15 protein-coding genes are annotated in these 18,495 nt (G+C 61.5%); 12 read left to right on the forward strand and 3 right to left on the reverse strand.

Going from position 1 to position 18,495, the window contains the following annotated elements; all coding sequences use genetic code 11:
• Positions 1 to 3 precede the first annotated feature (3 nt).
• From GYH35_RS23545 to GYH35_RS23575, 7 genes are all read left to right on the forward strand, one after another.
• On the forward strand, positions 4 to 1,164 hold the full coding sequence (locus GYH35_RS23545) for a hypothetical protein (RefSeq protein WP_161829626.1): 1,161 nt from the start codon (positions 4 to 6) through the stop codon (positions 1,162 to 1,164).
• Between the two features lie 256 nt (positions 1,165 to 1,420).
• On the forward strand, positions 1,421 to 1,615 hold the full coding sequence (locus GYH35_RS23550; RefSeq protein ID WP_161810226.1) for a hypothetical protein: 195 nt from the start codon (positions 1,421 to 1,423) through the stop codon (positions 1,613 to 1,615).
• Positions 1,612 to 2,160: a hypothetical protein gene (locus GYH35_RS23555; protein WP_161810225.1), complete on the forward strand. Its 549-nt coding sequence runs from the start codon at positions 1,612 to 1,614 to the stop codon at positions 2,158 to 2,160. The genes GYH35_RS23550 and GYH35_RS23555 overlap by 4 nt, the downstream gene beginning before the upstream one ends.
• 26 nt (positions 2,161 to 2,186) lie before the next feature.
• Positions 2,187 to 3,479, forward strand: a complete 1,293-nt coding sequence (locus tag GYH35_RS23560) for a CpaF family protein (protein ID WP_161810224.1) — start codon at positions 2,187 to 2,189, stop codon at positions 3,477 to 3,479.
• A 79-nt stretch (positions 3,480 to 3,558) separates the two neighbouring features.
• A complete protein-coding gene (locus GYH35_RS23565; RefSeq protein ID WP_161810223.1) occupies positions 3,559 to 4,344 on the forward strand; it encodes a type II secretion system F family protein in 786 nt (261 codons plus the stop codon).
• 320 nt (positions 4,345 to 4,664) lie between these two features.
• The gene (locus GYH35_RS23570; RefSeq protein ID WP_161810222.1) at positions 4,665 to 5,249 is read left to right on the forward strand and encodes a type II secretion system F family protein; all 585 of its coding nucleotides are present in this window, start codon (positions 4,665 to 4,667) and stop codon (positions 5,247 to 5,249) included.
• Positions 5,250 to 5,270: 21 nt separating this feature from the next.
• Positions 5,271 to 5,804, forward strand: coding sequence for a DUF192 domain-containing protein (locus tag GYH35_RS23575; RefSeq protein ID WP_161810221.1), 534 nt, complete (start codon positions 5,271 to 5,273; stop codon positions 5,802 to 5,804).
• Here GYH35_RS23575 and GYH35_RS23580 read toward each other — a convergent pair.
• Together GYH35_RS23580 and GYH35_RS23585 are read right to left on the reverse strand one after the other, a co-directional pair.
• Complete coding sequence (locus GYH35_RS23580; protein WP_161829627.1) at positions 5,734 to 7,737, reverse strand: C1 family peptidase; 2,004 nt, start codon at positions 7,735 to 7,737, stop codon at positions 5,734 to 5,736. The two genes, GYH35_RS23575 and GYH35_RS23580, sit on opposite strands and share 71 nt — an antisense overlap.
• Positions 7,738 to 7,771: 34 nt before the next feature.
• Positions 7,772 to 9,883 carry an ATP-dependent helicase gene (locus tag GYH35_RS23585; protein WP_161810219.1) on the reverse strand — a complete coding sequence of 704 codons (2,112 nt, stop codon included), beginning with the start codon at positions 9,881 to 9,883 and terminating at the stop codon, positions 7,772 to 7,774.
• An 86-nt stretch (positions 9,884 to 9,969) separates the two neighbouring features.
• Here GYH35_RS23585 and GYH35_RS23590 point away from each other — a divergent pair, with 86 nt between their 5' ends.
• Entirely contained in the window at positions 9,970 to 11,367 is a 1,398-nt protein-coding gene (locus tag GYH35_RS23590; RefSeq protein WP_161829628.1) for a metallophosphoesterase family protein, read from the forward strand.
• On the forward strand, positions 11,364 to 12,239 hold the full coding sequence (locus tag GYH35_RS23595) for a hypothetical protein (protein WP_161829629.1): 876 nt from the start codon (positions 11,364 to 11,366) through the stop codon (positions 12,237 to 12,239). The genes GYH35_RS23590 and GYH35_RS23595 overlap by 4 nt, the downstream gene beginning before the upstream one ends.
• Positions 12,240 to 12,248: 9 nt before the next feature.
• Here GYH35_RS23595 and GYH35_RS23600 read toward each other — a convergent pair whose 3' ends face one another.
• Positions 12,249 to 14,282, reverse strand: coding sequence for a S9 family peptidase (locus tag GYH35_RS23600; RefSeq protein WP_202624542.1), 2,034 nt, complete (start codon positions 14,280 to 14,282; stop codon positions 12,249 to 12,251).
• 136 nt (positions 14,283 to 14,418) lie between these two features.
• Between GYH35_RS23600 and GYH35_RS23605 the strand changes: the two genes are divergently transcribed.
• From GYH35_RS23605 to GYH35_RS23615, 3 genes are all read left to right on the forward strand, one after another.
• Complete coding sequence (locus GYH35_RS23605) at positions 14,419 to 14,583, forward strand: hypothetical protein (protein ID WP_161810216.1); 165 nt, start codon at positions 14,419 to 14,421, stop codon at positions 14,581 to 14,583.
• A gap of 16 nt (positions 14,584 to 14,599) precedes the next feature.
• A complete protein-coding gene (locus GYH35_RS23610) occupies positions 14,600 to 15,679 on the forward strand; it encodes a DNA topoisomerase IB (RefSeq protein WP_161810215.1) in 1,080 nt (359 codons plus the stop codon).
• Between the two features lie 75 nt (positions 15,680 to 15,754).
• The gene (locus GYH35_RS23615) at positions 15,755 to 18,493 is read left to right on the forward strand and encodes a DUF2339 domain-containing protein (protein WP_161829630.1); all 2,739 of its coding nucleotides are present in this window, start codon (positions 15,755 to 15,757) and stop codon (positions 18,491 to 18,493) included.
• Positions 18,494 to 18,495: the final 2 nt, after the last annotated feature.

Genomic DNA, 18,495 nt, shown 5'->3' on the forward strand with positions numbered 1-18,495 from the left:
GCCATGGACCAAGTTTCGATTTGGGGAAGCTCACAGTTCGGCCTGCCTGATACGTTTGGTAGCTTTCAAAGCCGGACGCGCGAGTTACTCATCGCGTTGCGCGGAGTTGATCCAGAGGCGTTTGACAACTTAACTGTCATTGGAAGTGAGCGTGCCACAGTAGTTGCCAGCGATCTAAGCGATCTCGACAACGCGATAAGTGAGATCGCTAGCTCTACTTTCGGAGCGAGAAACCATCTGGAAATGGGCGCCGATGGCCAACTGCAACCGGGTTCTCTGAGCCGCATTGGCTTTGCCGCAGCATTCTGTACATCTGGTTTGGCGGCAGACACGATAGTTCCTATCGCTGAAGGGGGCATCGATCTCAGTGTTCGCGGTGGTGCAGCCGGCATCGATTCGAGTGCCGGAGCAAAGTTGAAGATCTCGGGAAAAGGACGTCCTAGCCGAATGCTCGCTGCACGTCTGCTTGAGGCAATTGTGAGAGTGTGGCGCTGCAACGTCGGCGGCGTTTCCTTGAAGAATTGGGAGAATGCCGTTAGATCAGGCCACCGAGACTCTTACGCCGGCCAATGGCTCTTCTACCTCCCCTTCCCGCATCTCTCGAAATGCCTCCCTCCCGACATCCGTCACGAGCCCTTCGCCAACGGCATCCTCATTGAAACAACCCCACACATGCCCGACGCCAACAACCCAGCCGACGTCGCCGCAGGCAAGCGAGTGAGGGATGTGCTCGACGAATTTGGGCTGGTAAACGATGCGACGTACGCAATCGAAGGCTGGCCGCCGGACAAGGAGGAAGCGGTCTACGAGCAGTTCATCAGCGGCGCCCCGGCGAATCGCAAGTACACCGTCCATTGCATCAACTTCGACGGCTACGACCCCGACCGCAAAGTCCTGCTCTACGCCAAGCTGTTCCGACGTTTGAAGAGACACCCCAAGGAATGGGGCCTGCGCGGCTGGGACGGTCCAGTGTTGAACGAAGCGAAGCGCCAGGTGCGGGCCGCGGCGAAAGCGGGCGGCGTGCCGATTGAATGGCACATTGGCCTGGAAGAGCCCGCCCACCAGGCGCGCCAGCTATTAGCCGATCACACCAACATCACAGAGCAGCAACTCCGCGTGATCTACACGCCCCTAGACCAAGTACTGAACCGGTCCCCGTCATAAGGACAAACGGCGAGACCAAACACCCCCCAAGCAGGAACCAAAGGCAAGGAACGCCAATGAAACCGCGAAACCGTCGACCCTTCCACACAGATCCAAGATCCGCACGCAATTGCCGCTGCGTAGCAAGCATCCGCCGTCCCACAAGTTACGCGTACGAACGAAGCAACCGCCTCGTCAAAAGCAAGCCATCTTGCAAGCGAGCTCACGCGCGAACGAAAGCCGTGCGTAGAGCAAAATTCACCGCGAGGCCGTTCGCATGACCGCCTACCTACTCGGCAATCTCATCGGCCGCTTCGTGCTCTCGTATGCCCTCATCTGGCTAGTGATGTTTCTGATGCTGTCTCGCCTGAACTGGCGGGACGCCTTCAAAAGAACCAATCACTGGACTGGCCTGATCGCAACGACCACCACCTTCCTGGTCGGCCTCATAGCGCACGGAGCCGGACCATGAAGCGAGCAACGTTGCTCATCGCATCCCTGTGCGCAACAAGCATGACCGACGCCATCGCAGGAACCAGAGCCGGCCGTCCCATGAACATTCATCGCGTTACCGAAATGAACCTCGAGATCTGGACCGAGCACGATCCGGAGTGGGAAACCAGGCTGAAGCAGAGTCCCAACTCGCTGACCTTTACCGCCGAAACGCCCGCGCTCACCTATCCGCCGACACACATGAGCTGGACGATCGCACCAGTATTGCAGTTCGAGCCTGATGAGCTCGAGGCAGCCGCGCACGGAGTGCTGCAGCAGATGGCGATTCGTTATCGCACGCAGCCACCCGAGCAAATCAGCCCTTCGCAGTACGGCGACCTCATCGGATACGAAACCACCTTCCAGGCCGAAGCCCAGAACATACCCGTCGACGTCCGAGTCTTCTGTGGCCATCGCGAAGGCAGGCCGATGGTCGTGATGCAAGCCGTCACCTTGAAGGGCAAGTTGAGGCACGTCGCCGAGCACATACGACGCTCCTGGACCCATCTTCGCTATCTCGATTGACGCAGCCAGCCGCGAAGGAGCGCACGATGAGCACACCACATGCCGAGTTGTCAGCGGCCTTGAAGGAACAACTGCAGCCGCTGGTCCTGCGTGAGCTGGATCTATTCCGCCGCACCGCGTTGAACACACTCGCCGGCACGGACTTGCGAGCCGAAGCGAAGCAGGCCATCCAGACCATCCTCGCATCGGGCGCCATTCGTTTGCCGCCGAGTATCGAACTTAACAGCTTCGTGCAGGAGATGGCCGCGGAGATCATGGGTTACGGCCCGATCGAACCGTACCTGCACGACGATTCGATCAGCGAAGTCATGGTGAACGGTCCGAACAGAATTTACGTCGAGCGCGACGGCTTGCTGTCCGCCGTACCCGCTCGCTTCATCAGCGCCGAATCCTTGATGCGCGTGATCGAACGGATCGTCGCGCCACTGGGCCGTCGCATCGACGAAGGCGTGCCCATGGTCGATGGACGACTGCCCGACGGCTCGCGCGTGAACGCGATCATTCCGCCGTTATCGCTGATCGGTCCCATCCTGACGATCCGGCGCTTCGCCGGCCAGCGCTACTCCATGGTGAAACTGGTGAACATCGGTGCGCTGACCGCAGCGATGGCGGAGTTTCTGAGGATCTGTGTCCAGTATCGGAAGAACATCATCGTCTCGGGCGGCACCGGCACCGGCAAGACGACCTTTCTCAACGCGCTATCGGAATACATCTCGAGTAGCGAGCGCATCGTCACCATCGAAGACGCGGCGGAGCTGCGGCTCGCGCAACCGCATGTACTGTCGCTTGAAGCGAGGCCGGCGAACGTCGAAGGTCGCGGCGAAGTGACGATTCGCGATCTGGTGCGCAACGCGCTTCGCATGCGGCCCGATCGCATCATCGTCGGCGAGTGCCGGGGCGGCGAAGCGCTCGACATGTTGCAGGCGATGAACACGGGCCACGATGGCTCGTTGACGACAGGACATGCCAATTCACCACGAGACCTGCTGTCGCGCCTGGAAGTGATGGTGCTGATGGCCGGCATGGAACTGCCGGTGCGTGCGATTCGCGAGCAAATCGCTTCGGCCGTCGACGTGATCGTGCAGCTGTCCCGATTCAGCGATGGACGGCGGCGGGTCACGGCCATTGTTGCTGTCGAACGGCTGGAAGGAGATGTGATTCTCACGCAGCCACTGTTCCACTTTCGTCAAAAGGGCATCGGCGCGCGCGGAGCGGTGGTAGGAAGCTTTCAAGGACACGGTCAGCCTCCGGCGTTCTATGAAGCCTTGGACGAGGCGGGCGTCCACTTGGACCGGAGCATCTTTTCCGACGTCGGTTGATCGGAGCAAACGAAGCATGGAACAGCTCGCTCACACAGCTTTGACGCCAATCGTTTGCGCGGCGATCGCTGCGCTCCTAATGGCAGCACTGGCCTTGCGAGCTGTGCTCAGCTACCGCCGCTCCTTCATCGCCGGCGTCGGCGCCAGCTTGAAGCAGAGCTTCGTGCTCACGAGCCCACGCTCGTTGTTTGCGATCAGCCTGATCATGACCGTCGCCACAGGGTCACTCGCTTACGCCTTAGCAGGCCCAGTGGGCTTGATCGGCGCCACAATCGCAAGCCTCATCGGGCCCTGGTTGATCGCAAAGCGCATCGCCACGCAACGGCGCAAGCGCTTCGTCTACCAGCTCCCGGACGCGCTACTCGCTCTGAGCTCGGCGCTACGAGCAGGCTCCAATCTCGCGCGCGGCCTCGAGCTGATGGCTGCGCGTCAACCCGTGCCGCTCAGTCAGGAATTCAGCATCGTGCTCGCGGAGCATCGCGTTGGTCGGCCGTTGGCGGATTCGCTCAATGATCTGCGCCTGCGCGTCGGTGCGCCCGAGCTGGATTTGATGAACACCGCGATGAATGTTTCGCGCCACGTTGGCGGCAATCTCGCCGACACGATCGAATCGCTTGCCCGAACGCTGCAAGAGAAGGCGCACATGGAAGGCAAGATTGATGCGCTCACCTCGATGGGCCGAGCGCAAGGTTGGGTGGTCGGACTACTGCCCGTCTTCATCGGCTTCGTCCTGTATCAGCAGCAACCTGCACGCATGAGTCTGTTGTTCACGCAGTGGTATGGCTGGGTTGTGCTGTCGATCATCGCAGCGATGATGACGCTGGCGGCGTGGATGATCCGCAAGATCGTGCGCATCGACGTGTAGCAGCGATGAGCCTCTACCTAGCAATGTCATTGGCGAGTCTGAGCTGCTGCCTGGTCCTTCTCCTCCCGCTAGCCTTGCGCACAGGCACGGAACCATCGCCTACTCGCGATGAAGGCTGGCGTGACCAGCTGCCGTGGTTCCTGCGACTCCTTCGGCCCGCCATGCGCTGGTACAGCGAAGCCGTCGACGCGGCGCTCACGACGCAGCGGCGTGAGGTGCTTCAAACACAACTCGACGCGGCCGGCGCGGCATACATGATCAGCCCCGCGGAATTCCTCATCATTCGCCGCGTCGTCGGTGTCGTTGGCGCGACTGCGTCAGTGGTCGCGATCGCAGGGTTCAACCTGCGCGACCCGCTCCACATAACAATCGCGATCGCCATCGTCCCCCTATCGTTTCTCTACCCCGACCTCCGGCTACGCGAAGTCACAAAGCGCCGTCAGTCACGATTTGAAAAGGACTTCCCCTTTTTCCTGGACGTGCTGGTCCTCGCGATGAAAGCTGGCCTGAACTTCATTGCCGCCTTGGAGCAAGCCGTCGGCGCGCTGCGTGAAGGGCCAGTAAAGCAGGAGTTCTCCCGCTACTTGCGTGAATCGCGCGCCGGGCTTTCACGTCGGGCAGCGCTCGATCGGCTCGCCGCCCGAGTCATGTTGCCGGCGGTTACGAACTTCGCCGCCGCCGTCTCGCAAGCCGAGCAGACGGGCGGTTCACTGGGCGACGTGCTGGCTGATCAAGCACGCCAAAGGCGGCAGGAGCGATTCCTGCGAGCCGAGAAGCTGGCGAATCAAGCGCCGGTGAAGATGCTGTTCCCCCTGATCGCGCTGCTGTTTCCCACGACCTTCATCATCATCGGTTTTCCGATCGTGATTCAGCTGCTGGAGGCAGGCGCGCTCGACTTGTTTTAATCGAGGAGTGCAAGGAAGCCAATGAAACCCCTGGAACTACGCACCGCCACTGGACGGTGCATCGTGCGTCACGTGCACATGGCCTGTTCGTTCCGCTCGCGATGCATGGGCTTGTTACGTCGCCGAAGCATGTCCGAGCATGAGGGCCTGCTCTTGATGCCGGGGAGCAGCGTGCACACGCTCGGAATGCGATTCAACATCGACGTGGTGTTTCTCAGCCGTCAGATGCGAGTACTGGCGCTCGCAGAAAACGTGCCGCCGTGGCGTATCGTGATCGCACCGAAGGGCACGGCCCGGGTGCTGGAGCTCGCAGCGGGCAAGATCGCAGCGACGCAACTGGCAGTCGGCATCTATCTGATCGTCGACCGTCCTCCGGACGATCCCAGCGAACGGTCGACGAGAAAATTTCCGCGTGCGGATTACCTTCAGTGCGAGCGAACGCCCATTCAATTCTCGTTGCGGTTGCCGCGCCAGTGCGAGGCCCCTAAAACCCCGCGGCCTTGTCGGCTCGAACACGACGTTCGCGCAACGATGAAGCCGAGCGCTGAAAATTGATGACTTCGCTCTTGCCGACGCCATCGCCCAGAATCCTGCGCAACGTCGCCCGCACGGTCGCGGCGTCATCGTCGAAATCGCCGTGATGGAGCGAGGTCGAGGCATCGATGGAACCGACCGGCTTGTTGTTTGGCGAGATGACCAAGCTGGCATTCTCACCTTTGAACAAGGCCGCCAGCTCGGCATCCTTGCGCAGGTACTTTTCCATGCCGAGGATGGGCACGCCTTCCCGAAAGAGCGGAATGCGCGGCTGATTCTCGAAGGCGTGCGAGACCAGATAAAGCAGCGATTTGTGATAGATGTTGGCGCATTGATCGTCCTGCTCCGACTTGTCGGAGAGTGCGAACAGCGCGAACCGTTTGATCCGCTTCTTTTTGAGAGCAGGCAGGTAGTGCTGCTTGAACAGCTCGACCGTGCAGGCCGGCGCCCAAAGCGTGACCGATTCGATGTCGATGCCAGCTTCGTTGAGCGCAGTGAGCAGCGGCGCATGGAAGATGCTGCCGGCGCTGTGGCCGACGAGATGAATCTTCGGCACCTGCGCGGCTGGCAGCTTGTCTATCAACCGCTTCAGATGACCGACCACGGCGCGCGCCCCACCTTTGGTGTTCTGAGTCGCTCCGAGCGCGTTCTCTTTCATCTCATCCCACGCTGCCTTGCCTGAAAGCACACGGGCCAGCGGCTCGAGCGCATCGTCCAGCCGGTCGAGCATGAAATCCTTGGCGGCATCGAGCACGCCTTCCGGCCGGCGACGACGGAACGCGTCGTCGAGCACGTTCTTCACGGTGGTCCAGTAATCGGTGTGCCAGATGAATGTGAAGGGATAAATGCCCGACGACAGCATGGTCGAGCGGTAATCCGCGAGCCGCTGAACCGCCGAGTTTTCGCTCACCAATCCGCCGTGCGCGTAAAGCAGGATGTGCTTGTAGCCGGCGGTCTCGATGGCCTTGGGCAGCTCGTTCTTGAACAAGTGCGCTACTTCTTCGGCCGATGTGCCGTAGTTGCCGCCCGCCTTGAATTCGCCGTCGTTGCCGAGACTGATGATGTGAGGCCGCAAGTCCGGATAGGAATATGCCGCCGACTGGCCCGCCGAAGCGGAATGCGCGACCGCAGTCGAGCTGCTCTTCTTCAGCTCGATCGGCGCACCGAGACGCGCGACCCACACATCCGTGGCGTTCTGCAGCCAGTCGTCATAGCTGATGCACGCGAAGCCTTCGTAGCCCCACTCATCGCCCCAGGAGTTCTGGATCCAGAAGCCGCGCTTGTCGTAGCCCACGATAGCGAAGGCGTGCGCACCCAGCTGCGTGTCGGAATACTCGATCAAGCCATCTTCGCCAGGCTCACTCCATCCTTGATGCACGTTCGACGTGGCGAACAGCACGCCGACTTCGGCGATTGCGGAGTGCATGGCGACCAGGTCTTTGTGATTCACGCGATAGTAGGCGCCGAGCGGACGGCGCAGAGCATCGGCGGTGCGCCCGTCATTCAGTCCGGTCAGCAACTGGCCCTTGTTGCTCTTGGTGGCGACCGAAGGCCACAGCGCTTCGGAGCAAACGCCATGCTTGTGCCAGCCTTTCATCGCGCCACGCGCGCTCGAACCTGAATAGCCTTCGCCCGGCCACTCGTCGTAGCGCTTCGCCAGCTCATACAACATGCGCGGGCTGACGGGATTGCAATCGCTCACCACTTTGCGAGTGGTCAGCAGATAGTTCACGACTGTTGCGAGGCCGTAACCTGTGCAGGCGCCTTCGGATCCTTGATTCAGGATGGGGATGCGATGCTCGCGATAGCGCGCCAGCTCGCGCTCGGTGGGCACTTCGATCAGCGTCGGAACATACATCTTGTCCCGGAAATCGAGCGTGTCCCGGCGGACGTCGAAGGTTCTAGCTTTCTTGCGCTTGCTGCCAGCCGCCGCGCGGGTCGTGCGCTTCGCCATAGTGAGTGGACCGAAGAGTTGTTATGGAAAGAGGTCAATCCCACATTGCGCGCAGCGCCGCAGCTGCGTCAATTCGTACTTTGGTATCAGAGGCCTTGTTACCCGGAGTGTGCGGTGTTGCCGGCCACGCTCGCTGTTCGAAACATTGCATGAGCTGATCGGTCAGGAAGCGACTGCGCGCGCCATAAACGTGAGCGTCGCCGGTGCGGCTTTGCTGAGTGATGTAGTACCGCAGGGGCGCTACCAGATGCAGGTCATGCTTGGCGCGGGTCATGGCGACATACAACAGCCGCCGTTCTTCTTCGATCAAGTCGGGCCGGCCGGTCGCGTGCTCGTTGGGGAAGTTGCCGTCGGCCACATTCAATACATACACCGAGTCCCATTCCTGGCCCTTCGCCGAATGAATGGTCGAAAGGATCAGGTAGTCCTCGTCGCGCGCCGGGTCGCCGGCCAGATCGCTGGTGACCTGCGGTGGATCCAGCGTCAGCTCGGTAATGAACTGCTCGCGTGATGCGTACTGGCCAGCCAGCCGTTCCAACTGCTCGATATCGCCCATGCGCACGCGTGCGGCGTCGTAGATGCGTTCGAGCTGTGGCTCGTACCATTTCCGCAGCCGGCCGAGCTGACCGATCCATTCGGGCGCCTGGGTGAGATCGCTCACCAATTCCACCAGACCCGCCCACTCCCGCTCTGCCGCCGAGGGCATGCGATACGAAGCCAGTGTTGGCCACGCGTAGCCGCTGGCCTCGAACACTTTCAGGCAGCGGTCGGCCACCGCAGGCCCGACGCCGCTCAACAATTGCAGCACACGGAACCCGGCGATTCGGTTGCGCGGATTGTCGGCCCAGCGCAGTAACGCCAGCACATCCTTGACGTGCGCGGCTTCGAGGAACTTCAAGCCGCCGTACTTGGTGTAAGGAATATTGCGCCGGATCAGCTCCAGCTCGAGCATGTCGCCATGATGTGAATTGCGCATCAACACCGCTTGCCGGCGCAGCGCGACGCCTTGTTCGCGCGTCGCCAGGATCTGTTCGACGATGTAGAGCGCCTGGGCCTTGTCGTCCTGAACGGATACATAAAAAGGACGGCGCGACGACGTGCGTCCCGAGCGCAACTCTTTCTGGTACTGCCGCGGGCTGTCGCCCATCAACATGTTGGAGGCGTCGAGGATGGGCTGCACGGAGCGATAGTTGTGCTCCAGCTTGATGATTTCCGCGGCGGGCGTGAAACGCGCCGGGAATTCGAGAATGTTCTCGATGCTCGCGGCACGGAACGAGTAGATGGCCTGCGCGTCGTCGCCGACCACGCAGACACCGGCTCCCTGCGGCTTCATGGCCATCACGATCTCCGCCTGCAGCGCGTTCGTGTCCTGATACTCGTCGATCAACACGTGCGAGAAGCGGGCGCCGATGGCTTGCGCGAGCTCCGATTCCTGAACGAGCAAATGCCAGTAGAGCAACAGGTCGTCGTAATCGAGCAGCTGCTGTGAATGCTTGAGCTCCACATAGCGGCGGAACAGCTTGGTGAGATCGTCCGCCCACTCGGCGCACCAGGGAAACGCATCCTGCAGTGTTTTTGCGAGCGGAGCGCGGCTGTTGACCTTGTGCGAATAGATCGCAAGGCATGTGTCTTTGCGCGGAAAGCGCTTCTCCTTCTTCGAGAAGCCCAATTCCTGGCGGACCACGTCCAGCAGATCGGACGCATCGCCTCGATCCATCACCGAGAACGACGGCTCGAGTCCGACCACATGCGCATATTCGCGGATCAGCCGATTGCCGATGGAATGGAACGTGCCCGACCACAGCAGGCGCGCGGCATTGATGTGAATCGAACCGGCTCGCGGCGAGTTGGCCAATGCTTGAGTGGCGATCCGTTCCGCCCGCCGGAGCATTTCCTGGGCGGCACGACGCGTAAACGTCAGCAATAGAATGCGCTCGGGCGGCACGCCTTCGAGCAGCAAGTGCGCGACTCGGTGGGCGAGCGTGTTGGTTTTGCCCGTGCCGGCGCCGGCGATGATCAATAACGGACCCGCGCTGAATCCTTCGGCCGAACGTGCGCCATAGAGAGCTGCCCGCCTTTGAGCGGCGTTCAGGGTTTCTCCAAAGGCGGGCGCGGAATCGGGGGCGGTGCTGGCTGCAATACTCATCGCCGCCTATGATGGCGCAAAACTGTATATAACGACAGAGCTGCTTGCTTGCCGATGTAACGCATTGATCGGCAGAATTTCGCTCCATGCTCCACCTCTTGCCGCATCTGGTGACACAGCACACTGCCCGCCTATGGCTGTGTGCACGCGGCGTCGATAAAGCACAGCTGGCCTCGATCTCGTTGCGAGTTAACGGCATCGAGGCGCCGGTGCCGGTGAAAGACTGGCAGGATTTCCCGCCCGCCCGCTCCAGCGCCTGGCAACCCATGGGCGCCATGCCGCTGCTTTACCAGTTCCTCGATGCAGGGCCATTGCAGCCAGATCGCGTGTACGAAGCCAGCGCGAGTCTCGGCGACAGCCAGCCGGCTCGTGCGCGCTTCAACACTTTGCCCGGGCAGCTGGGCGACGAAACCAAGCCGCTGCGCGTGTTGCTGTCGTCTTGTTATTTCACGGGCAACAGGCGTTCGCGTCTCGCTTCATCGTTGTTCGGGCAGCTCGATCGCAATGGGCTGCGGCCGCATTTGAGGATCTGGGCGGGCGATCAGGTGTATCTGGACGCACCGTGGTACGAGTTTGCGATCAAATCTCACAGCGTCGCGGAGTTGGAGAGGCTGCATTCAGCGACCTATGCGCGCACGTGGTTTGCCGATCAGGGATTGAACGCCGTCTTGCCGCAGGGAGCGAATGTGTTCTGCACAGACGATCACGACCTTTGGAACAACGCGCCTCATCCAAGTGTGGTCGCTCGCGATACAAGTGACCCGACCAAGCGCGAGGCGTGGCGCGCAATCGCTCGTGCACTGGGACAAACGTTTCAAGGCGACACAGCGAACGGGCAACGCTTCCAGGTGCCGCCGCTGGATTTTTTCGTGTTGGACGCCCGAGTGAATCGCACCGACGAACGTCTGTTCTCCAACGCGCAGTGGCAGCAGCTTCGAGCCTGGGCTGCGGAGCCGCAGGGATTGGGGGTGTTGGTGCTGGGTCAACCGCTCTTCGAGCGAGCCTCGAAACGCAGAGGCGAGCTTGGCGATTATCGTCTCGCGGATTATGAGCGTGAGTACAGCGAGCTGATGGAGTTGCTGGGCCGTGCAACTCGCAGTACGACCGTGCTCACAGGCGACGTGCACTTCAGCCGCGTCACATGGTCTTCGTTTCCAGCAAGCGCCACGGCACGCAACGAACGGCGCGTTACTGAACTGATCAGTTCGCCGCTTGCGCTGGTAGCCGGCGGACAGTTGTTATCTGTATTCGGCGATTGGGCGGCTGCACCGGCAAAGGCGAGCTTACCCGCCCGACATTCGTTTAGCGGCACCACCATGCATACCGACGAGTCGCTGCATTCCGCCGCCGAATGCACGATGCTGCTGGAGTTCTATCGCCGCGGACAGCGGGTGTTCTGTACAGTTTCGCAGTGGCGGCTGAACGATCTCGATGCCAGTCGCCCGTCGTTTCGTCGGGAATATTTCTTAGGGATCAGCCAATGAATCTTTCCGGACTGCGCCGCTCCGATGTCGACAGCGGCAATCCTCTGCTGAAGGAAACGCCCGCGGGGTCGGCCCCACAAGGCGCAGCGGCGAACTTCACCTGGCTGCGCTCGACGGGCTATCGCGATGGCGTGGTATTGCTCGGCGGCACGTCCATCGTCGACTTTCGGATGCGCGTGGCGCAGTCGGAGTTGCGCCAGGATCTGTTGCCGAGCTTCTGGTCGACCTGCGGCCTGCTCATCGACGGCAATGTGCTGATGACGGCGCGCGTCGATGCCATCAGCGACAGTAGCGCGCGAGTGGAACGGAATGGCCTGGAGGCGGTGAAACTGGATGCGGAATCGCGTTACGGCGATTCGAATTTCTATCCAAACATTGCGATTCTGCAGTTCACGGATGATCACGCCGCGATCCGGGAACACGTCGCGCGCATCGGCCAGGAGCGCACGATCGTCGATCTGTTGGCGCAGATCGTTGCGTGGTTGGGCTATTGCTGGGCAGTGGGCGAGCGCGGTAATCCGTTGATGCAGGGACATGGCATCCCGTCCGCGACGCTGCTCGAGCGGGCCCACGGCCTGGCCAACATCGATCTCAGTCCTGGGTTGCCGTCGGCGTCAAGTTGTCCCGAGGCGATCTGGCAGGCGGCGCGCTGGTGGTACAAGGCGTACGACGCTGCGGAATCGACCTCGTTCACGCCGCGAGGCGCGTATCTTATTCGCCAGCCAGCCGCCGCAGCGCTGGGCATTCGCGACGATGTACAAGGCGATCAGATTGTCGGCACGACGCGCAGCGATGAGTTGATCGAGGGCCTGCGGAAAACATCGAAGCCGCGCCCCACGGCTAAGCGAGGGGCGCAAGCCAAGAAGAAGTAACGCGGATTATCAAGTGTGCGGCAGGTTCAAATACTTGCCGTGCCAATCCAGATAGCGCTGCATCCGATCTTTCAAGTACGTCGGCTTGCGAATACCGTGGTGCTCGCCCGGATAGATGATCAGCTGCGTCGGGACGCCGAGGCTGCGCAGCGCCTGATACATCTGTTCTGAATTCAGCAGCGGAACGTTGAAGTCCTGCTCGCCGCACAGGAACAACGTCGGCGTCTTGATGCGGTCGGCATGCAGGAACGCGTACGAGTTGTGCAGATACGTGTCGAGATTCTTCCAGGGCAGGCCCAGCTCCATCTCATACTCGCGGATGTACATGTCCGTGCCATAGCCCGCCAGCACGTTCGAGATCGACGCGCCGCTGGTCGCCGACTTGAAGCGCGTGTCCTTGGCGATCACGACGTTGGTGAGAATGCCACCATAGCTCCAGCCGCCGACACCCAAACGGTTCGGATCGGCGATGCCCTGCTGCACGACGTAGTCCACCGCGCCGAGCACGTCCTCCGAGTCCTTGCCGCCCCAGTCTTTATAGATCGCCGTCGTGAACGCTTCGCCACGACCCGAACTGCCGCGAGGATTCGCAGAGACGATGACGTAGCCCTGCGACGCAAAGATCTGCCACGGCAGCGTGAACGAGTTCGCGTACTGCGAGACCGGACCGCCGTGAATCCACAGCAAGGTTGGATAGCGCTTGTTAGCGTCGTAGTTGGGCGGCGTCACAACGAACCCGCTGATGCGCGTCCCATCCTTCGAGGGAAAGGAGATCTCCTCGGTCGCGCCGAGCTGCACGCTTGCCAGCCACTCGTCATTGTGGTGGGACAGCATGCGCGCCTGTTTGCCGTCGAATGCATACACCGCATCCGGCGAGTCCACCGTGCTGTCGAGCACGGCGATGCGGCCTTTGTTGCCCAGATCGTAGTCCGTCGTTTCGCGTCGGCCGTCGAGCAAGCGATCGATCTTGCCGTTCGCCACATTCAGCCGCGACAGCACCTGATTGCGATCGTCTTCGAGCAGGAAATAAATGGATTTGCCGTCTGCCGACCAGTGCGGCTCGATCACATTGCGGTCCAGAGCCTGCGTGACGATGCGCGACGTGCCGCCGGTCGCCGCGACAATCGCCAGGTTGTGAACCGAGTAATAAATGAGCTTCGGGTCGCCCGCGGTCACGAACGCCAGCTCCCGCCCATCGGGACGCCACGTCGGTGCGCTCATCCATGAGGAGTCGCCGGCGTCGCCCTGGAACTTCGTCACCAGCGTCGCGTTCGCACCGGCACGCGGCTCGATTGTGTACAAGCCGTATTCGTTATTGCGATCCGGATCTTCGTTGCGATTGCTATAGAAGGCGATGCGGCTGCCGTCGGGCGACCAGCTCGGCATGCTTTCGTCGAAACGATCTGGCGTGAGGTTGTCCGCCTTGCGCGTAGCCATGTCGAATACATACAAATGGCGGCGCTGCGTCCCCAGGTAGCCGGTGCCGTCCTCTTTGAAGTAGAAACGATCGATGACGATGGGCAGCGGTGTCTTGTCCTTGTCCGCGCCACGCTGCTTGCGGGGATCTTCGTCGCTGACGATCAGCGCCAGCTTCTTGCCGTCGGGCGACCACTCGAAATCCACCACGTCGCCATTGAAGCCGGTCAGCGGCTTGGCTTCGCCGCCCTGGCGATCCAGCAGCCACACCTGTTCCGGCGGATCGTCTTCGCCGCGGGCAGTGAGAAAGGCCAGATATTTGCCGTCGGGGCTCCAGCGGGGCGAGCTCTCGCTGTCATCGGAGTTGGTGAGCTGCACGCTTTGTTTGCCGTCCCAGCTCGACATCCAGATGTGGCTGGTGCCTTTGTCCTTGACCGGATCGGCGGTGCGGACCGAATAGGCCACCCACTGGCCGTCAGGCGATACCTGTGGATCGCCGATCTCGCGCACGGCGTTGATGTCGTCGGCGGTGAGCGGCCGCCGCTCGGTCGCCGCCATCGCCATTGACGGAACAAACTGGCACGCGACCCAGCCGAGTAGCAAGGCACGCAACGTGGGATTCAACATTTTGATCGGGGCTCCCGGAGGAAGAGGAGCGCAGAGTGTCGTACGGCAATTCCTTCGTCAATTCACTCGCCAGGAACCAAGACATGGTCCGGGCGTTTCCTTCGGCAGTGCTGCTTCGGTCGCAAGAGGCGAGACCATGAAACCGTTGGTGTGGTTGGGATTTGCATTGGTCGTGGCGTGGGCCGTCCTCTGGCTCGGCATCAAGATGGCCGTGTTCGCCGTGCACGCGCTGCTGCTGATCGGCGTGGTGCTGATCGGTTGGGGCCTGCTGCACCGGGGGCATGCCGACAGTCCTTCTTAACATTTGATAGCGCGCCATGCGTGACCTGCCGCCAGATCTTCCCGAATCGGTCGTGCAGGCTCATCAGCATGCACGCGCGAACGGATTGATCTATGTATCGGACGCCGAGCCGGGCATCGAGCGCCACAAACGGGGTCAGGCCTTCTACTATCTCGGGCCTGACCACAAGCGCATTACCGACGAGCGCGTTCTCGCCCGTATTCGCAAGCTGGCTATTCCGCCGGCGTATACAGAGGTCTGGATTTGCACCAAGGAGCGCGGCCACCTGCAGGCCACCGGGCGCGATGCTCGCAGGCGCAAGCAGTATCGATATCACGCCGAGTGGCGCACCACGCGCGACAACGGCAAGTTCTCCAAGATGATCGAATTCGGCGCGCAGCTGCCCAAGCTGCGGCGCCGGCTCAAACAGGATCTGGCGTTGCCCGGCCTGCCGAAGAACAAGGTGCTGGCGGTCATCGTCACCTTGCTCGAGGAAACATTGATTCGGGTCGGCAACGAAGAGTACGCGCGCGCCAACCGGTCTTATGGGTTGACGACACTCAGAAACAAACATGTGAAGTTTCTGAGGGACGGACGGGCGTCGTTCAACTTCCGCGGCAAGAGCGGCCGCCCGCACGAAGTGGTATTGGACGACCGCAGGCTCGGGCGCTTGATCAAACACATTCAGCAACTGCCCGGACAGGCGCTGTTCCAATACGTGGACGACGACGGTAAGCGCCAGCCCGTGGATTCGGGCATGGTGAATGAGTATCTGCATGAGGCCATGGGCGGCGACAACGATTTCACCGCCAAGGATTTCCGCACCTGGGGCGGCACGTTGCGAGCCATCGCCTTCCTGGCATGCCAGGCTCGCCAGGAACCGATGAGTCAGCGCGCCTTCAATGGCTGCGTCGCCGCCACGGCTCGCAATGTTGCCGAGGCGTTGGGCAACACCCCGGCGGTGTGTCGCAAGTCATATATCAATCCGGTCGTGTTCGATGCCTGGAAGACGGGCATCGTCGAGAAACGAGTCCCGCACAAGTCGATGTCGCCACGTCAGATGGAGCAGGCGGCGCTGGCGTTGCTCAAGATTCAGCATAAGACGACCGTGAAATAGGTCGTTTGCGCTTCGACCGGCTCTCCAGCAAGATGCGCGCGCCGGGACGCGGCCCGGCACAAAAGCGGTGCGGGCATGCAGCCGGAAAAACAAACATCCTCCAAGGGATTGACGATAGGTCTGGCGTTGCTGTTCGGCGCGGCCGGCGCGTCGATGACGTCGGATCTCGAGAATTTCTGGTTCGGTGCGCTGCTCGGAGCATTGCTGGCCCAGATCTTTCATCTGCGCGGCCGCGTGCAGTCGTTGGATCAGCAACTGCAGTCACTCCGGACGCGCGTCGAGTATCCCGAGCCGAAGCCCCGCGCCGCAGAGCCGAAGCCAGAAGTCGCACCAGCGCCGCCGCCGTCGCCTGTCGTTGTGGCAGCTCAGGCGCCGGCAGAACAAGTAACCTCGGCCGTGCAGCCCAGCGTTGTTCAGCCAACACCCTCGACGCCGCCTCCCCCTCGCGAGCGAGCCGCACCCCTGCGGCCGCCCGAGCCCTCCGCCATCGATCGCTTGGTCGGTGAGTTCATCAGCTGGCTGGAGCGCGGCAATCCGATGGCGCGCATCGGTATCGTCATTTTGTTCTTCGGCGCGTCGTTCCTGGCGAAGTATGCGGCCGAGAACAGCCTGTTCCCGATCGAGCTGCGTTTCGTGGCGATTGCGATTGGCGCGTTCGCACTGTTGATCGTCGGTTGGCGATTGCGGGAGAAGCGCCCTGTCTATTCAGAGGTGCTGCAAGGTGGCGGCATCGCGGGTATGTATCTGACCGTCTACGCAGCGACTCGTTTCGATTTGCTGCCGACGGGGCTCGCCTTCGGCTTGATGGTCGTGATTGCGCTGGCTGCAGCCATTCTGGCGGTCGGACAGAACGCGCTTTCGCTTGCAGTCATCGGCACGGCCGGCGGCTTCCTGGCGCCGATCATGGTGTCGACGGGCAGCGGCAACTACATCGCTTTGTTCAGTTACTACGCCGTGCTCAACCTGGGTGTGTTCGCGGTGGCGTGGTTCCGTACGTGGAAAGTGCTCAATGTGCTGGGCTTCCTGTTCACGTTCACCATCACGGGTCTGTGGCGTTTCAACGGCTATGAAACCGACGATCTGCTCGCCGCCGACGCCTTCCTCATCCTGTTCTTCCTGATGTATGTCGGCGTATCGATCTTGAACTGCGTGCGCCAGCCGCCCGATCTGAAGGGCTACGTTTCCGGTTCGCTGGTGTTCGGATTGCCGGTCGTCGCGTTCGGCTTGCACGCGTCGATGGTCTCGCACATCGAGTACGCGATGGCGTGGAGTGCCTTTGCGCTCGGCGCGTTCTACCTGGCGCTGGGCTGGGTGCTTTATCAGACGCGTCGCGAGAGTTTTCGTCTGTTGGTCGAAGCATTCGCCGCGTTGGGTGTGATCTTTGCCAGCCTGGCCATTCCACTTGCATTCGATACGCGCACGACGGCGGCAATGTGGGCAGTCGAAGGCGCCGGCTTGTTGTGGCTCGGTGTGCGTCAGGACCGCAAGCTGGCTCGAGCGTTCGGCGCATTGCTGCAAATCGCGGCGGGCCTGGGTTATCTGATCGGCATGCACTATCGGAATGCCGACGACCTGCCGATTCTCAACAGCACGTTGCTCGGCGCAGTCATGCTCAGCATCTCCGGCATTTGCAGCGCCTACTGGCTGTTCCGCAATCAGGCGCGGCAGGCGCGCTACGAGTCCGGCGCCGATGCAGTGTTCACGTTCTGGGGCGTCGGTTGGTGGTTGCTGGGTGGATTGCGCGAGATCGAAATGTACTTCCCGGATGCGGCATATGGCGCGGCGCTGAGCTTCGTCGCGTTGACGATTGCGCTGCTGGCCTGGCTGAGCTTGAAACGCGAATGGCGATTGCCGCTGCTGATCGCGACGTACCTGCCGCCGCTTGCCGCCTTGTTTGCTTTGACAGGCGCGGTGAACTCTGGACATCCATTCGCCTGGTGGGGCGCCGTGGGTTGGGTGCTGCTGTTCGTCGCGCACTTCGCGATGCTGCGTCTTGGCGAGAGCCGCGATGTGCATGGACTGAACTGGCTCCACGCCGGCGCAGCCTGGGTGTTCACGCTCATCGTCGCGTGGGAAGCGAGTTATCAAATCGCCGAGCTGACGACTGGCGTGTGGGCGCTATTGCCCTGGGGCGTCGTGCCCGCGCTGGTGGTCGCCTGGCTCGGACGACAACAGCTGAGTCCGCGTTGGCCGGTCGCGGCTCGCGAACAAGCGTATCGAATCTACGGCGCGATTCCGGCCGTCGTTGCGACGGCGCTGTGGATACTCGTAATCAACCTGAGTAGCACGGGTGATTCGACCTGGCTGCCCTATCTGCCATTGCTCAACCCGCTCGATATCAGCGTCGCACTGTGTTTCGCAGCGCTCGCGATGTGGTGGAGCTCGCTCAGCGACGAGCAGCGCGCGACGTGCTGGCAGTTCGATTCCCGGGTCCTGCTTGCAATCGTCGCTGGCCTGGTCTTCATCTGGTTGAACGCCGCGTTGATTCGTACGCTGCATCACAACTTCGGGGCGCCGATCACTTTCCATGGAATGAAGCATTCCACGCTGGTGCAGGCGTCGCTCTCCATCTTCTGGGGCCTGCTAGGGTTCGCCGCCATGACGCTGGCGGCGCGCCAGCGCTGGCGTTACGTGTGGATCGTCGGTGTGGTGTTGATGATCGTCGTGGTCGCGAAACTGGTCGTTATCGATCTGCGCAATCTCGGCGCGGTCGGCAAGATTGCCTCGTATCTCACAGTGGGCGCGTTGCTGGTGGTGACGGGTTATCTCGCGCCTCTGCCGCCGCGCAAGGTGAACGAGCAGGTAACGGAATGATG

Source organism: Steroidobacter agaridevorans (genome assembly GCF_009932555.1).
In the GTDB taxonomy this organism is placed as follows: domain Bacteria; phylum Pseudomonadota; class Gammaproteobacteria; order Steroidobacterales; family Steroidobacteraceae; genus Steroidobacter; species Steroidobacter agaridevorans.

What these genes read in the sequence shown, in the direction of transcription:
- GYH35_RS23560 (WP_161810224.1), top strand. Translation starts at nt 2,187, where the DNA reads ATGAGCACACCACATGCCGAGTTGTCAGCGGCCTTGAAGGAACAACTG.
- GYH35_RS23595 (WP_161829629.1), top strand. Translation starts at nt 11,364, where the DNA reads ATGAATCTTTCCGGACTGCGCCGCTCCGATGTCGACAGCGGCAATCCT.
- GYH35_RS23615 (WP_161829630.1), top strand. Translation starts at nt 15,755, where the DNA reads ATGCAGCCGGAAAAACAAACATCCTCCAAGGGATTGACGATAGGTCTG.
- GYH35_RS23585 (WP_161810219.1), bottom strand. Translation starts at nt 9,883, where the DNA reads ATGAGTATTGCAGCCAGCACCGCCCCCGATTCCGCGCCCGCCTTTGGA.
- GYH35_RS23600 (WP_202624542.1), bottom strand. Translation starts at nt 14,282, where the DNA reads ATGTTGAATCCCACGTTGCGTGCCTTGCTACTCGGCTGGGTCGCGTGC.
- GYH35_RS23580 (WP_161829627.1), bottom strand. Translation starts at nt 7,737, where the DNA reads ATGGCGAAGCGCACGACCCGCGCGGCGGCTGGCAGCAAGCGCAAGAAA.
- GYH35_RS23575 (WP_161810221.1), top strand. Translation starts at nt 5,271, where the DNA reads ATGAAACCCCTGGAACTACGCACCGCCACTGGACGGTGCATCGTGCGT.
- GYH35_RS23545 (WP_161829626.1), top strand. Translation starts at nt 4, where the DNA reads ATGGACCAAGTTTCGATTTGGGGAAGCTCACAGTTCGGCCTGCCTGAT.
- GYH35_RS23605 (WP_161810216.1), top strand. Translation starts at nt 14,419, where the DNA reads ATGAAACCGTTGGTGTGGTTGGGATTTGCATTGGTCGTGGCGTGGGCC.
- GYH35_RS23565 (WP_161810223.1), top strand. Translation starts at nt 3,559, where the DNA reads ATGGCAGCACTGGCCTTGCGAGCTGTGCTCAGCTACCGCCGCTCCTTC.
- GYH35_RS23555 (WP_161810225.1), top strand. Translation starts at nt 1,612, where the DNA reads ATGAAGCGAGCAACGTTGCTCATCGCATCCCTGTGCGCAACAAGCATG.
- GYH35_RS23590 (WP_161829628.1), top strand. Translation starts at nt 9,970, where the DNA reads ATGCTCCACCTCTTGCCGCATCTGGTGACACAGCACACTGCCCGCCTA.
- GYH35_RS23550 (WP_161810226.1), top strand. Translation starts at nt 1,421, where the DNA reads ATGACCGCCTACCTACTCGGCAATCTCATCGGCCGCTTCGTGCTCTCG.
- GYH35_RS23610 (WP_161810215.1), top strand. Translation starts at nt 14,600, where the DNA reads ATGCGTGACCTGCCGCCAGATCTTCCCGAATCGGTCGTGCAGGCTCAT.